At 62.8% G+C, this 14,862-nt stretch carries 12 protein-coding genes; 6 read left to right on the top strand and 6 right to left on the bottom strand.

The annotated features are described in order from the left end of the window. Positions 1-63: 63 nt before the first annotated feature. The gene (locus M2367_RS14040; RefSeq protein ID WP_259237038.1) at positions 64-1,071 is read left to right on the top strand and encodes a sensor domain-containing diguanylate cyclase; all 1,008 of its coding nucleotides are present in this window, start codon (positions 64-66) and stop codon (positions 1,069-1,071) included. Here M2367_RS14040 and M2367_RS14035 read toward each other — a convergent pair. Further along, complete coding sequence (locus tag M2367_RS14035) at positions 1,064-1,531, bottom strand: Lrp/AsnC family transcriptional regulator (RefSeq protein WP_224431274.1); 468 nt, start codon at positions 1,529-1,531, stop codon at positions 1,064-1,066. The two genes, M2367_RS14040 and M2367_RS14035, sit on opposite strands and share 8 nt — an antisense overlap. Positions 1,532-1,664: 133 nt before the next feature. Between M2367_RS14035 and M2367_RS14030 the strand changes: the two genes are divergently transcribed. Continuing rightward, positions 1,665-2,582, top strand: a complete 918-nt coding sequence (locus tag M2367_RS14030; protein WP_259237037.1) for a DMT family transporter — start codon at positions 1,665-1,667, stop codon at positions 2,580-2,582. Here the strand turns inward: M2367_RS14030 and viaA are convergent. After that, a complete protein-coding gene (gene viaA / locus M2367_RS14025) occupies positions 2,529-3,986 on the bottom strand; it encodes an ATPase RavA stimulator ViaA (protein ID WP_259237035.1) in 1,458 nt (485 codons plus the stop codon). The two genes, M2367_RS14030 and viaA, sit on opposite strands and share 54 nt — an antisense overlap. Before the next feature lie 95 nt (positions 3,987-4,081). Next, complete coding sequence (locus M2367_RS14020; RefSeq protein ID WP_224431277.1) at positions 4,082-5,695, bottom strand: ATPase RavA domain-containing protein; 1,614 nt, start codon at positions 5,693-5,695, stop codon at positions 4,082-4,084. Between the two features lie 161 nt (positions 5,696-5,856). Between M2367_RS14020 and M2367_RS14015 the strand changes: the two genes are divergently transcribed. Both M2367_RS14015 and rimI read left to right on the top strand, forming a co-directional pair. Then, entirely contained in the window at positions 5,857-6,303 is a 447-nt protein-coding gene (locus M2367_RS14015; protein ID WP_224431278.1) for a DNA polymerase III subunit psi, read from the top strand. Positions 6,304-6,370: 67 nt separating this feature from the next. After that, entirely contained in the window at positions 6,371-6,832 is a 462-nt protein-coding gene (gene rimI, locus M2367_RS14010) for a ribosomal protein S18-alanine N-acetyltransferase (RefSeq protein ID WP_042044161.1), read from the top strand. Between the two features lie 52 nt (positions 6,833-6,884). Here rimI and M2367_RS14005 read toward each other — a convergent pair whose 3' ends face one another. Further along, complete coding sequence (locus tag M2367_RS14005) at positions 6,885-7,427, bottom strand: hypothetical protein (protein ID WP_259237034.1); 543 nt, start codon at positions 7,425-7,427, stop codon at positions 6,885-6,887. A 184-nt stretch (positions 7,428-7,611) separates the two neighbouring features. On the opposite strand from M2367_RS14005, the gene M2367_RS14000 reads away from it, so the two are divergent. Further along, a complete protein-coding gene (locus M2367_RS14000; RefSeq protein ID WP_259237033.1) occupies positions 7,612-9,402 on the top strand; it encodes a long-chain fatty acid--CoA ligase in 1,791 nt (596 codons plus the stop codon). 191 nt (positions 9,403-9,593) lie between these two features. Next, positions 9,594-10,307 carry a lipopolysaccharide kinase InaA family protein gene (locus M2367_RS13995; RefSeq protein ID WP_259237032.1) on the top strand — a complete coding sequence of 238 codons (714 nt, stop codon included), beginning with the start codon at positions 9,594-9,596 and terminating at the stop codon, positions 10,305-10,307. 67 nt (positions 10,308-10,374) lie between these two features. Here M2367_RS13995 and gshA read toward each other — a convergent pair whose 3' ends face one another. Then, positions 10,375-11,970 carry a glutamate--cysteine ligase gene (gshA, locus tag M2367_RS13990; protein WP_042044165.1) on the bottom strand — a complete coding sequence of 532 codons (1,596 nt, stop codon included), beginning with the start codon at positions 11,968-11,970 and terminating at the stop codon, positions 10,375-10,377. A 61-nt stretch (positions 11,971-12,031) separates the two neighbouring features. Beyond that, positions 12,032-14,845, bottom strand: coding sequence for a pitrilysin family protein (locus tag M2367_RS13985; RefSeq protein ID WP_259237031.1), 2,814 nt, complete (start codon positions 14,843-14,845; stop codon positions 12,032-12,034). Positions 14,846-14,862: the final 17 nt, after the last annotated feature.

Genomic DNA, 14,862 nt, shown 5'->3' with positions numbered 1-14,862 from the left:
TCCTGAGCCCTCCCCCACGGCCTGTGCCATATGCCAGGGCATCCAGAGACAAATGGTCCCAACGTGACAGGAAAGGTCCCCCAGGATTACGAGGCGCTGCTTGCCGCCTACCGGAAACTGCAACAGGAAAACGAGCGGCTCAAGCGCATCGCCGATGACGCACGGGAGAAGCTGGACGCCGCCATGGATGGTACCGGTCTGTGCATCTGGCAAAACCATATTCCCACCGGCAAGCTCGTCATCTTCAATCGTCGCTGGGGCGCCATGCTCGGCTATCAGCCCAAGGAGATGGAGGCTCACTTCGACGTCTGGCGTGCGCACCTGCATCCGGAAGACAGGGAGCGGGTGCTGCAAACCTTCTTCGATCACCTCAATGGCAAGACCCCTTTCTATCAGGCACTGCATCGCATGCTGTCCAAGGATGGCAAGGTGACCTGGGTGCTGGACAGGGGCCGGGTCGTGGAGCGGGATCAGGCAGGCAATCCCCTGCGGGTCATGGGTTCCCACATGGATGTCACCCACGAGAAGGAGTACGAGCAGCAGCTCGCCCTGCTCGCCCACAGGGATCCCCTCACTCACCTGCTCAACCGCGCCGCCTTGCAGCGCCAGTTTCCCGGTTCCCATCAGACCCTCTGTTTCATCGATCTGGATGACTTCAAGCAGGTTAACGACAGCCTGGGCCACAGGGCCGGTGACGAGTTGCTGGTCGAGCTGGCCCGCCGGCTCAGGAGCATCTGTCCCGAGGAGGCCATCCTCGGCCGTCTCGGGGGGGACGAGTTCATACTGCTGCTCTCCTGGTCAAGCCTGGATGCCCGCACCTTGCAGCTTGCCCAGGCTTGCCAGCAGGCCATCTCGGCCCCCGTCCCCCTCGCCAACGGCGAAGCCAGCATAGGGTTGAGCATGGGGATAGCCCAGATCCGGCCTCAGGATGACTTCAGCACGGCCCTGGCGCGGGCGGACAAGGCCATGTATCAGGTCAAGCATGGGGGAAAACGCGGCTTCCATATCGCCCATCCCAGCGGCCAGCCCCTGCTCGATCAGGAACAGGTCAACGAGCGGGCCCTCAGATAGGCAGCGGCCCCATCACCTTGACCGCACGAATGGCGAAGTGGCTATTGATGTCATTGACCATCGCCAGAGATTGCAGGCGCCGCACCCACTGCTCGTAAGCGGGCAAGTCGGGCACCACCACTTCCAGCAGATAGTCATAAGTCCCCGAGACGGTATGGCAGCTGATGAGCTCCCCCATGGCGGACACCGCCTGCTCGAACGCCTCCACCAGCGCCTCCTTGTGCTGGCTGAGCCGCACATTGACGAAGACGGTGATCCCCAGCCCCAGTTTCTCCCGCGCCAGTATGGCGCGATAGCCCTGGATATGGCCCTCGCCCTCCAGCCGCTTGAGGCGCCGGGCACAGGGTGACGCGGACAAGCCCACCTGTTGAGCCAGTTCCACCGTGCTGAGTCGGCCATCCTGTTGCAGCAGCCGCAGCAGTTGTAAATCTATCCTGTCGAGCATTTGGGTGTTTTCCATCAAAAGTCCCTTTCAAATCACCTGAAGCCACCAATATACCCCCGAAATCACCGAGAGTTTGCCCTGAAACACCCCTCGACTTGGCGGGATAATCGAGGCTCACCCCTGAAGCCTGACCATGCAAGGAGCGCCTGTGTCTCACCTTCCCCATTCCCGCCTCGGTGGCTGGGCCGCAGCCCTGGCGACAGTGCTGCTCTGGTCCGGCTTTTTTCTCTCCCTCAAGGCAGGAGCCCAGGCCAGTCTGCCTCTGCTCGGCCTTGCGCTGCTCCGTTACGGGATCCCCGCTCTGCTGCTGGCCCCCCGTTACTGGCAGGCCAGAGTCAGGTTCAAGGCCGTGCCTGCCCGCTGGCGGCTCGCCATCATGGTCGGTGCCGGGCTCCCCTTCTTCTGGCTGGGGGCCAGCGGCATGCAGCTTGCCCCCGTCAATCAGGGCAGCGCCCTCATCCCGGGTCTGGTACCACTCTGGGTCGCACTGCTGTTGTGGGGACTGGGGGAGCGCTGCGGCCCGGGGCGTCGGCTCGGACTGAGCCTGATCGCCTCGGCGCTGCTGGTGATGATACTGACCGGCGCCCCCGGGATCTGGCTCGGTCAGCTCCATTTCATCGGTGCCGCCCTGCTCTGGGCTCTGTTTACCCTGGGTGTGAAGCGCAGCGGGCTGGGCCCATTGGATGCGGCCGCCCTGGTCGCCGTGCCCTCAACCCTGGTATTGCTGCCCATGGTGATCTGGCTGGGCTGGCCAGCGGGTGGCACAGTGCAGGTCTGGATATGGCAGGGGATGATACAGGGAGCGGGGGCGGGTCTGGGGGCGGCGCTCTGCTACGGCCACGCCATCCGGGTCTTGGGGGCCGAGATCACCTCGGCGGTCGGCTCCCTCACCCCGCTGGTGGCGAGCGCCCTGGCCTGCCTGCTGCTTGGCGAGGTGTTGACCCTGCCCCATTGGCTGACCCTGGCCTTGCTGGCGAGTGGTGTCATGCTGGCCAGCCGGGTGGCCAGCCCCTCAGCTCTGCTGCCAGCGGCGCAGCAAGCGACCACGCAAGCCACAGTCCAGTAGCCAGCTGTTGTCGAACACCCGCAGCAGGGCGGGTTTGGCATGGCGAGACATGGCCACGGCGTGAAAGCGCGTCTGCTGGCGGCGCCGCTCGTTCATCTGATCCAGCAGGCTGTGGGGCAGGCTCTGGGCGATGAAGTCGGAGATGACCAAGACATCCGCCTTGGCAAAGGCGGGCTCCTTGAGCTGCTCCAGCGCCTGGGCGAGACAGGGCACCAGATCGGTACCCCCATGGAAGCTCATGGAGAGGAAGCGCTCCGCCTGATCCAGGCCGGTGTCGGCGCGGATCTCCAGGGTAGCCACCTCGGTGGAGAACAGCATCAGGAAGCAGCCACGCTGCTCATCCATCGCCACCTTGAGCAGGGCGAGGAAGAGCGCCTTGGCACACTCCTCCGGGTAACCGCCCATGGAGCCCGAGGTGTCGATGCAGACGATGAAGGGGCCGCGAGACTGGGGATCCGTCCCCCCCGCCTGGGGTGTGCGCAGCAGCAGGCGCTGGCGTGGCAAGGTGCCACGGCACTGGTAGCTGAGCAGGCGCCGCTCGAGATAACGGCGATAGAACTCCAGCTCCAGCTCGGGCAAGCCAAGCATCACCGCCTCGCTGGGCAGCATCCGCATCAGATCGTTGCCCGGGTGTATGCCCACCAGATCATCCGGCACATCGTCGCTCACCGCCTCCGCCAGCTCCTGTATCGGGACAGGGGGCAGGGGGCGCTCGCGGGAGTGGCGATCCTGCTCGCTGCGCCCGAGCAAGTCTGCGATCTCCCGCAACAGGGGTTCACGCTCGAGCATGCGCGCGTACTGCTTGATGAGTTCCAGGCTGCGCTTGTGCCAATGACCCTGGGCAAGATCCCAGAGGCCCCCCGCCGAGATCTGGTGTGGATCCAGGGCGTCGGCCAGGGTGCGGTTTGCCAGCAGCTGATCCTCTATCTCCTGGCGCAGCTTGTCTCGCTCCGCCTCGGCTATCTGGTGTTGCAGCTGCAACAAGGCGCCGACCAGGCTGCTGCGCCACTTCTCGACAAACAACTTTTGCAGCCCTTCACTGGGGTGCTCGCTGAGCTGGCGCACCAGGCTGCGCGCCTCACCGGCGAAGGGGCTGCTCGGCGCCAGCAGATCGAGCAGGGCCGGTAGCTGACCCACCAGCTCGGAGAGGGGCAACCCCTTGTGGCGTTGATAGAGTTGATACTCCTGCTCCAGCACCACAGGCACAGGTTTGTGTTTGATCTCCTCGTTCAGCCGCTCGCTCCAGCTCATGATGCGCCGCTTGAGCCGCTTGCCCTGGCTGCCTGGCGCGCGCCGGATAAATTCGGAGATCTTGGGTGAGGCGGCCAACAGCAGCGCCATCTCCCCGGCTATCTCCCCCTCCTCCATCAGCAGGGCCAGGTCCATCATGCCGATCTCGATCATGATGACCTCAGGATGCGGCGAGCAGGGCCCATGGCACTGGACAGGATCCTCTCAGACGATGGATCGGTGACGACAAGGTGCGCGGCGACCACGACTCAGTGCCTCTCGCCAAACAGGGCGAGGCGTTCGCGCCAGCTGCGGGCATCCCCCTGCAACTGGCCCAGATCCCGGGCCAGCACGAAGAAGCTCTCTTCCACCTTCTGCAACCACTCCTGACCGAGGAAGAGGTGGCTCTGCTGGCGCTCATACAGGCTGCGTTGCCGACGCAGATCCTGGCTGAGGGTCTCGAGTTGACTCAACAACTCTGTCAGCGTCTGCTGCCAGGGTTCGAGTACCACGGCAGGCAGGGGCTGCTGTCCCACCAGTACCAGCGGCACGCTCTGGCGCTGCACATCCAGCACCCCCAGGCGCAGTTGATCATCGAGCACCAGCTCGTAGTGCCCCTCGGCCGGGCTGCCCAGGTGCCAGCCCACCAGCTTCTCGCCGGTGGGGTGCCAATGCGCCAATCTGTGGCGATCGAATGCCAGGGTCTCGGTGAGTCGGGTCGGATCTTCCGCGCCGAGGGCTGCGGGGTAGAGCAGATGCAAATGTACCTGCTTGCCGAAGGCGTGAGCCCCGGTCAGCGGCAGCGCAATGCCACGGGCGCGACGTCCGAACCACTGTTGGCGCTGCCTGGCCTTGTGCGCCAGACGCTGGGCCATCTCCCCTTGCAGCAGGCGGAAACGCTCCTTGAGGTCGAGCAGCTGACGGGTCAGGGCGAGCTGGCGGTAGCAGTGCAGCCGGGCAAACTCCCCCAGCATCTCCTGCAGCGCCTCGCGGGAGGCCTCGTCATGCCAGAGGCAATCCTTGAACAACAGCAGATCCAGCGGCGCCACCTCTTCACGGCCATTGAAGAAGGCGCTGGCCTTGATGAGCCGCACCGCCTTCTTCCAGCGCCGATCCGACACATAACAGCTGTGGGCCAGCTGGCTGTCGAGCTGCTGGCGCAGCTGATAAATCAGCTCGAAGCAGCCATCGGGCAGCCGCACCTCGTCTATCTGGCCCTGCCAGGCCAGGTACTCATCGCTGCGGATCTGCACCGAGGCGGGCAAGTTCTGATGAGACTGCCCCTCGCTGGCCAGCATGGCCTGGAAGTTGCCCTTCTCCTGCACCCTGTCCAGCCAGATCCGCACCAGCATGCGATCATAGAGCGCTTCCAGGCCACTGTCCGGCGCGGGCAACTCGTTGGACGCGGTGACCAGCAGCCGCATGGGAATGGGATGCTGACTGTCGCCGTTGCGAAACTGCCGCTCGTTGATGGCGGTGAGCAGGGTATTGAGGATGGCCGGGCCCGCCTTCCAGATCTCGTCGAGAAACACCACCTCGGCCTCGGGCAGATAGCCTGCGGTGAGGCGCAGGTACTTGCCCTCATCCTTCAGCGCCTGAATGGAGAGGGGACCAAACACCTCTTCCGGGGTGCTGAAGCGGGTCATCAGATATTCGAAGTGACGCGCCTCATGAAAGGCGAGCTTGAGACGCCGCGCAATCAGACTCTTGGCAATACCGGGGGGCCCGAGCAAGAAGACACTCTCCCCGGACAGGGCGGCCAGCAGCCCCAGACGCAAGGCATCCTGGCGTTCGTACAATCCCTCCCCCAGGGCAGCCAGCAGCCGTGGCAAGCGCTCAGTGATGGCGTTAGCAGAGTGACTCTTCTGGGACAACAGCGACATAGGCAAATTCCGGCTCGAGATAGGGATGGGGATTCAGGTCGGCGGCGTCGGTCCATGGGAAGAGGCGCCGGGTTTCGGGCTGCATAACGGCAAAGGGTGCAGCAAACGCCGTTCGAGTGTACCCTTCCTTGAGTTTTTTTTGCCAATCCAGAGTCAATCAGATGCTAGATCCCTTACGCCAGGGCCTGCTTAGCCGCATGGGCATACCCCAGTGGCAAGTGCGCCGCCCGGCCCTGCTGGGCGCTGAGCCTGCGCCCACAGAGGACACCACCGACGCGGCCGCCCCCTCACCGCCGGGCCAACTGGTGGTCGAACCGCTGATCAACCTGCCAAGCCCCCATGCCAAGCCCCCCTTGCCGGCGGGCCGACTCTGGATAGTGGCAGACAGCCTGCCTGCCCCCACCCTGCTGGCGGATGTCTGCCTGCTGCTGGGATTCGGGACTCAGGAAGTGAGCCTGGTGCCGAGTCTGGATCCTGGCATGGCAACGCCCCTGCTCTGGCTCGAAGCGGCGGATCCCGCCTGGCCCCAGGCACTTGTCTGCCCGCTGCAACCCAGTGCGGCCCAGAAACGGGCACTCTGGCAACAGCTTCGCCAGCGCCTGAGCTGAGTCATTGCCACCCTAGCCTTGCCACCTTTTCATGGCCCAGATTGCCGCCCCCCGTTTCGGAGTCCAGATGTCCCAAGCCCAGCCCGCATTTCGCCCCCTGCTGGAGAGCGATTTTTCCCTCATCTACCCCATAGAGCAGGCCGCACACCAGGAGCCCTGGAGCCAGGCCAATCTGCTCTCCTGCTTCGGGCCCCGCTACCTCAACGGTTTGCTGCTGGTGGAGGGACGTCCCGCCGGTTTCTACATCTCGGATCTGGTGGCCGGAGACAGCTCGCTGATGAACATCTGCGTCCATCCTGACTTTCAGGGCAAGGGATTGGGGCGGGCACTGCTGAGGGAATATCTGGCCAGCAGCAAGGCGAAAAAAGCCGAGGCCTGGTTCCTCGAAGTGCGGGCTGGCAACAAGGGCGCCATCGCCCTCTACGAGAGTGAAGGCTTCGCCGAGTATTGCCGCCGCGCCGATTACTATGGCACAGGCCCGGATCGGGAAGATGCCGTGCTGATGTCGCGGCTGTTCGACTTCGGCTGACCCCTCAGCCGGGCCTGCCCCTGATCTGGCGCGAACCCCGCTCTGCTGCCACTCAGGGTGCCAGTGACACGAAGGCGGGATCGTCCAGTGCCAGGGTGGTGCGTAACACCGCATCGAAGCCCGCGACCGACAGCGGCATGAAGAAACCGCGCCGATAGGTCACTCCCGGCATCCAGATCTGCTCGATATCCACCACTATCTGTATCGGTTTGAGCGGGCCACCGCCCTGTTGCAGATAGATGCCAGGGGGCGTATTCACCTTGGGGAAGCGACGCAGTACCCGCTCACTGCCATCCCCCGCACTCGGGTTGAGGCGCACCTTGACCAGCCCGGCCAGGGTGGATGTCAGCGCCGGATCCTGCCACAGCGCCTTGTCGAGCAATTTGCAGCGCCGACACTTGTCTGACTCGATCACATAGAGCACCGCCATGCCGGATTCCCGGGCGAGCTGCTCGGCCCGTGCCGCCCCCTGTTCGCCCTTGAGCCAAGGGTTGCCACGAGCCAGCGCCTGTTGATTCCATGCATACCAACCCACGCCCACGGCCACCAGCAGCAAGGCCAACAGAAGTCCTAACCATTTCCCCAGATTTTTCATTGATCTAGCCTCCGACGACCGCCTCTCCCAGTTATCGCCGATTTTGATTAATTTCGCAGCAAAATCCGCTCTCCCTGATCAGGAACAAAACAGCGCACACTTGTAAGCCGTAATCTTAGAGTTTACACTCCAGCCCGATTTTCACGCCCCTGCCGGGCGTCTCTCTGTCATTGAGGATCTACGGATGTCACAGCTTCATTTGGTTCATCTGCTTCGCGAACGCATCGCCCGTCTGGGTAATAAAGCCGCCCTGCGAGTGCAACAGGATGGCCAATGGCGTGCCATCGGCTGGCGCACCCTGGGACAGGCCATGGACTATTGCGCCCAGGCGCTGATCCGGGCCGGTCACCAGGAGTGTGACATGGTCGGTCTCTATGCCCGCAACATGCCGGAGTGGACCCAGGCCGACCTCGGCATCCTGGCCGCCCGCGGGATCAGCGTGCCCATCTACCCCACCAGCACTCAGGATCAGCTGCGCTACATAGTGCGCGATGCAGGCATCCAGCTGCTGTTCGTGGGGGAGCAGCCACAGTTCGATCAGGCGCTCCACTTGCTGAAGGCTGGCGAGATCCGCCAGATTGTGGCCCTCGATGGCAGTGTCGATCTGCGCGGCTGCGCGCAGGCCAGCCACTTCCAGACCTTCCTCTCCTCCGGCAACCATCAGCCCAGCGAACAGACGCTGCGCGCACGCGAACAGCACTACCGGATGGATGATCTGCTGACCCTCATCTATACCTCGGGCACCACGGGCGAGCCCAAGGGGGTCATGCTCGACTTCGCCAACATCGCCGCCTGCTTCGAGATGCATGACAGCCGCCTGGATCTGAACGAGCAGGACGTGTCCCTGTGCATGTTGCCTCTGAGCCATGTATTCGAGCGGGCCTGGAGCTACTACGTGCTCTATTGCGGCGCCGAGAACGTCTATATCCGCGATCCCCAGAAGGTGATGGAGGTGATTGGCGAAGTGAAGCCGACCGTGATGTGCGCCGTGCCGCGCCTCTACGAGAAGGCCTACGCCATGATCCAGGCCAAGGTCGCCCAGGCCCCGGCCTTGCGCCGCGCCCTGTTTGGCTGGGCCACCGGGGTCGGCAAGCAGATGGTCGCCACCCGCCAGGCGGGCAAGTCCGCCTCCCCCCTGCTCTACCTGCAGTTGGCCCTGGCCGAGCGGCTGGTGTTTCGCAAGCTGCGGGCCCGCTTCGGTGGCCGTACCCGCTTCCTGCCGGTGGCGGGCGCCCGCCTCGCCGACGATGTGAATCTCTTCTTCCAGGCCATGGGGCTCAACCTCAAGTACGGTTACGGCATGACCGAGACCACGGCCACCGTCTGCTGCTACGAGGACCAAGCGTTCAAACTGGGCTCTATCGGTACCGTCATGAACGGCATCGAGGTCAAACTCGGCGAGAACAACGAGCTGCTGGTGCGCTCCCCCACGGTGATGCGCGGTTACTACAACAAGCCGGAGGCCACGGCCGAAGTGATGACCGAGGATGGCTTCCTGCGCACCGGCGATGCGGGCGAGCTGGACGACGAGGGCAACATCTACTTCACCGAGCGCCTCAAGGAGCTGATGAAGACCTCCAACGGCAAGTACGTGGCCCCGCAACTGGTGGAGGGCACCCTCGGCAAGGATCGCTTCATCGAGCAAATAGCCATCGTCGCCGATGCTCGCCACTTCGTGTCGGCGCTGATCGTGCCCTGCTTCGAGTCGCTGGAGGAGTACGCCCGCTCCATCAACCTGCAATATCAGTGCAAGACCGAGCTGCTGCGCCACTCCCGGGTGGTGGCGTTCTTCGAGGCGCGCATTCAGGGTCTGCAACAGGAGCTGGCCAAGTTCGAGCAGGTGAAGAAGTTCACCCTGCTGCCGAGTGCCTTCTCCATGGAGCTCGGGGAGATCACCCCCACCATGAAGCTGCGCCGCAAGATCATCGAGGCCAAGTACCAGAGCGAGATCGAGGCGATGTACAGCCACGTCTGATCTCACTGCCAATCCCCCGATATCGCCGCAGGATCACCAGGTCCTGCGGCGTTTTTCATATTGAAAGCAGTATTTTCGTCCCGTCATTCAGCTGATGTCAGCAACAGAGTCGCACCATGGCTTCATAGCAGATGAGCCCTTCTTGCCATCCCGTCAAGTCAGGCTCGCACCACTCCCAGAGCGACTCTCTTATGAAGCTGACTTCACTCGAATTCGATGGCCAAACCCATCACTACCTGCTGTTTCATGATCAACTGCAACTGCCCCGCTGGTCCCTGGACAAGACCCAGGATACCGCCCACTTCGAACAGATCGGCAGCAGTCTGTTTCGCCGCCACGACGCCAGTCACTCCCTGTGCAAACTGGTTGCCGACAAGCATCCACGCTGGTCGCTGGCCTGGTTGTGCCGCGATCAACTCGGCAAGCGGCTGATCGGTCACATCGACGCCCTGCGTGAATGGCGCAGTAACCGGATACTGCGCCAGGTCGGTCTCAATGTGGTGCCTTGCCAGGCAGCCGGGATCGCCATCAACCCTCTTAATCCCCTCGCCTCTTTCCTGGCGGTGCAGTACCTGCAAGATGCCATTTCGGGGGAGGATTACTTTCTCGGCGCCGACGAGGCACAGCGCCTCGCCCTGCTACGCCGACTCGCCAGGGAGATTGCCACCCTGGCCAGCCACGGTTACTGCCACCGGGATCTCCATTTTGGCAATCTGATGATTGATCCCATGGGGGAGATCATCTGGATTGATACTCATGTACGTCGCCTGCCCTCTGGCGCTAAGGCTCGTCAGCAGATCCTGGCGGCCACCCTCAAACCCGGCAAGCTGCATGGGGAAGGCTATCGCGACTATCTGTTGCAACAGATTAAGCAGTGTCCCCCTCAAGTGCCTGTGCGCCACTGACGCCCGCTCATGGCCTCCGCCCATGAAAAAGCCGCTCCGAGGAGCGGCTTTTTGTATCAGGATACGATCAGGCGGGCACTGTGCGGCCGAAGTAGTCGGCCAGGAAGTCGTCGAAACTCAGGCTGTCGCCCCGCTCCCGTTCCCGCTGTTTGAGCAGGGACTCCCGAGCCTCACCGGCAAAGTAAGCCTCATCCCAGTACTGCAGTTCACCGGCCAGCAACTGTTCGCGATACTGACTGGCCAAGGCGTCGCCGAAGCAGCCGTTATCCAGGTCGCTCTCCTTGAGTAGCTTGAGCAGGCGGGCCGAGTAGGTGAGTTCGGGGTTGTTGAGCTTGGCTCTGTGCGTCGCCACCGTCTCACGATAGCGATTACGGCCACAGCAACGGTCCAGCAAGGCCGCGACCTCGTCCAGCTCGTCAAACAGGCTGAGTCCGTACTCCTTGAGGCCGAGGGCTGTGCCCTGCTCATCTTCGAGCTGCAGGCCGGGGCGACGCCCCTCCAGCACGACCTTGTTCATGTTGCGACGATTGCGGGCGATCTCCTCTTCCGACAGCTGGGCAGAGGGACGCAGAAGGCACCACACCAGGAAGACGTCGAAGAAACGTACCTGCTCCACGTCGATACCGAGCGGCGTGAAGGGGTTCACGTCCACGGTGCGCAATTCTATGTATTCGATACCACGCTGCTCCAGCGCATCCGACGGCTTCTCGCCGCTGCGGGGGGTACGCTTGGGGCGGATAGGCGCATACAACTCGTTTTCGAGTTGCAAGACATTGTCATTGAGCTGGCGATACTCACCGTTCACCTTGACCCCTATCTTGGCAAACTCGGGGTCATGGGTACTGATGGCCCGGCGCAGGGAGGCCACATAGGCAGGCAAGTTGTCGTGGCTGATATTGAGCATGCTCTGGGAGCTGCTGGTATAGCCGAGATCGGACAGGCGCAGGGAGGTGGCATAGGGCAGATAGAGAGTCCCCTTGCCAATCTTCTCGAACGGCAGGGTGCTGGTCCGCCCCTTGAGGAAGGATTGGCAGATGGCAGGGGAAGCGCCAAACAGGTAAGGCACCAGCCAGCCGAAGCGGTAGACGTTGCGAATAAGCCCCATGTACTTCTCGGAGATGAAGCGCTGGCTGCAACAGGGCTCCCCCGCCAGATCCTGCCATTCACACCAGAAGCTGTCCGGCATGGAGAAGTTGAAGTGGATGCCGGCGATCACCTGCATCAGGCTGCCATAGCGATTCTTGAGGCCCTGGCGATAGAGGGTCTTCATCCGGCCTATGTTGGAGCTGCCGTACTGGGCAAGCCGTATGCTCTCCTCGTCACCGACGAAGCAGGGCATGGAGAGCGGCCAGAGGCGCTCTTCGCCGATGTGCTGGCTGACATGGTGATGAATGTCGCCCAGCTGCTCCATCAGGCTCTCGATAGAGTCGGTGGCCGGGGTGATGAACTCCAGCAAGCTCTCGGAGTAGTCGGTGGTGATGTTGGCATGGGTCAGGGCCGAGCCCAGACTGCGGGGGTGATCCCCCTGGGCCAGGCCACCCTCGGGGGTGATGCGCAGGGTCTCGCGCTCCAGGCCACGCCGGATCCCCTTGAGGGCAGACAGACGCTCCGGGGTTCCCAACGCCGCCAGTAACTCGCGCAGTGACAAGCTAGATGTGGTCATATTAAAGACTCATTGTTGGCCGCCCCAGTCGGGGCGGCACTCAGGCATGCCGCACGCTTCTCTAGGGAAGTTGCAGCGGATAGATAGGAAGATGAAGCTGGCTTAAGGGTTTTTCAAGCTTTTGCTTGTCTCCCACCACCACTATTACCATCTGCTTGGGATCGAGCCAGTGGGCCGCGCTCTGCTTTAGAGTCTCTTGTGAAACCGTTTTAATCAGTTGGCTCTGGGCCTGAACGAAATCCGGTTTCAGGTCATACATGATCATCTGCAGCAGGAAGCCCGCCTTCTGGCTCAGGGTCTCATAAGAGAGCGCATCCTGCTGGGAGACGGCACTGCGCATGTAGGCCAGCTCCACCGGGGTGGGGCCGCTCCCCTGATACGCCTCCAGCTCCTTGAGGAACTGGCGAATGGCATCCACGGTGGCATCTGCCCGCACATTGGCACCGGTGGCGAAGACACCGACATCACGATTGGCGGAGAAACCCGAGCTGGCGCCATAGGTGTAGCCCTTGTCTTCCCGCAGGTTGAGGTTGATCCGGCTGTTGAAATTGCCCCCCAGGTTGAAGTTCATCAGACCGGCGGTGAAGTAATCCCCCGTGGTATCAAACGCCATGGCGCGGCGACCGATGCGGATCACCGACTGGGGCGCCCCCGGCTTGTCCACCAGATAGATGCCCGGCTTGGCTTGCGCCACCTTGGGTTTGAGGTCGCCAAGGGTAGGGGCCGTGCCTTGCCATTCGGTCAGGAAGCCGAGCTGATCCTCCACCTGCTGCTGGGTGACGTCACCCACCACCACCACCTTGGCATGGCTCGAGTCGTAGTAGTGCTGATAGAAGCGCTTCACATCGCTCAGGGTCAGCTTGGCGACATCCGCGGGCAGACCCTCAGCCGGTTCCCCCAGACGACTGCCCTTGCCATAGATCAGCTCGCGAAACGCCTGACCCGCCAGCCACTCAGGCTGCTGCTCGCTCTGCTTCATGCCTTGCAGCAACTGAGCCTTGGTGCGCTCAAAGTCTGCCTCACGCAGGCCGGGGCGCAGCCACAGCTCCTTCACCAGTGCCAGGGTCTGGGGCAGCTTGTCGGTCAGGCTGCTGATGGTGATCAGGTTGTTGTACTGAGCGCTGGAGAACTCGATGCTGGCCCCCAGCTTTTGCAACTCGTCGCTGAGCGCTGCCTCGGAGAGGCGTACCGACCCCTGCTCCATCATGGCCGCGGTCAGATTGGCCAGTCCCAGCTCCCCCTTGCTCTCGGCACTGATGCCACCGGGCAGGGCAATCATGATGGAGACGGCCGGGATCTCGTCACTCTGGCTGCCGATGATCTCGATGCCCTTGTCGAGCTTGCCATGCCAGATGGCCGGCACCTTGGCACTGACCGCATCGCTCACCCTGGGCTGCACACCGCGATCGAAACTGTCGGTCACCGGGCGCAGCGGCAGGGCCGCTTCATGCTTGTTGTAATCGGGTAGCTCACGCTTGGCCGGGGTGAAGTTGGGGGGAGCCACCTGCCACTGGCTCTTGCCTTTGGGCACCACACTCATCACCACCGCAGGCTTGCCCGCAATGAACTTGTCATAGGCCGCCTTGACCTGCTCCGGGGTCACCTTGCCAATGGCATCCAGGCTCTTGAACACGTAGTTGGGATCACCGGCCAGCACCTGGCCCATGGCCAATTGGCTGACCTTGCCCTCGACGCTATCGAGTCCCCAGATGGTGGAGGCGCGATACTTGCTGATGGCTTTCTCCAGATCCTCCGGCTTGAGGCCACGCTGGGCGAAGTCGCCGATCGCCTTGTCCACCTCAGCCTTGAGGCTCTTGAGGCTGCCATCCACCGCAGGGTTCGGATAGGCGTAGACGGTCAGGGTACAGGCCAGCTCCTCGCAATAGTGAGTGGCCCCCACTTCCAGCGCCTTGCCGGTCTTGACCAGGGATTGATAGAGCATGGAGCTGGCCGAACCGCCCAGCACATCGGCGAACATGTCCAGCGCAGGCTCCTGGGGATCCCCCAGGGCGACGGTCGGATAGCTGATGTAGAGCAGCGGCAGGTGCACCTTGTCTTCCAGGGTGATGTAGCGGGTCTCGGGCAGACTCACCGGCTCGGGGGTCGGCTCGGCAACCTCGGGCCCTCGGGGAATGGTGCCGAAGTACTGCTCAATCCAGGCCAGGGCCTGCTTGCTGTCAAAATCCCCCCCCAGGGTCAGGGTCGCATTGTTGGGGCCATACCAGCGCAGGAAGAACTGCTTGAGATCATCCACCCCGACCCGGTCCAGATCCTCCACATAGCCGATCGGCTGCCAGGAGTAGGGGTGAGTGCGCGGGTAGAGCGCCTCGCCCATCCGCTCGCTCACCAGGCCATAGGGCTGGTTATCGACCCGCTGACCGCGCTCGTTCTTGACGGTGGCGCGCTGGATCTCGAACTTCTTCTGGCTGACTGCATCGAGCAGGAAGCCCATGCGATCCGCCTCCAGCCAGAGTACTTTCTCCAGCTGATTGGCTGGCACCGTCTCGTAGTAGTTGGTTCTGTCCTTGTTGGTGGTGCCATTCATGTCACCACCGGCCTCGTTGATGATGCGCATGTGCTCCTGATCCCCCACATGCTTGGAGCCCTGGAACATCATGTGCTCGAAGAAGTGGGCGAAGCCGGACTTGCCGACCGTTTCGCGCGATGAGCCGACGTGATAGGTCACATCCAGGTGCACCAGGGGATCCGATCTGTCCGGCGCCAGGATCACGGTCAGGCCATTGTCCAGCTTGTACATCTGGTAGGGAATGGCGAGCTGGCCCGCCGTCTTGCTCTGCTGGGATACCAGGGTTGGCGCGGCCAGAAGTGGCAGGCTGAACCCGAGCAATATGCCGAGTGGGATGAGTTTGTTCACTGTTACCTCGTAGATGA

Source organism: Aeromonas sp. BIGb0445 (genome assembly GCF_024809075.1).
In the GTDB taxonomy this organism is placed as follows: Bacteria; Pseudomonadota; Gammaproteobacteria; order Enterobacterales; family Aeromonadaceae; genus Aeromonas; species Aeromonas rivuli.
This window is presented reverse-complemented; position numbering and strand designations above follow the sequence as displayed.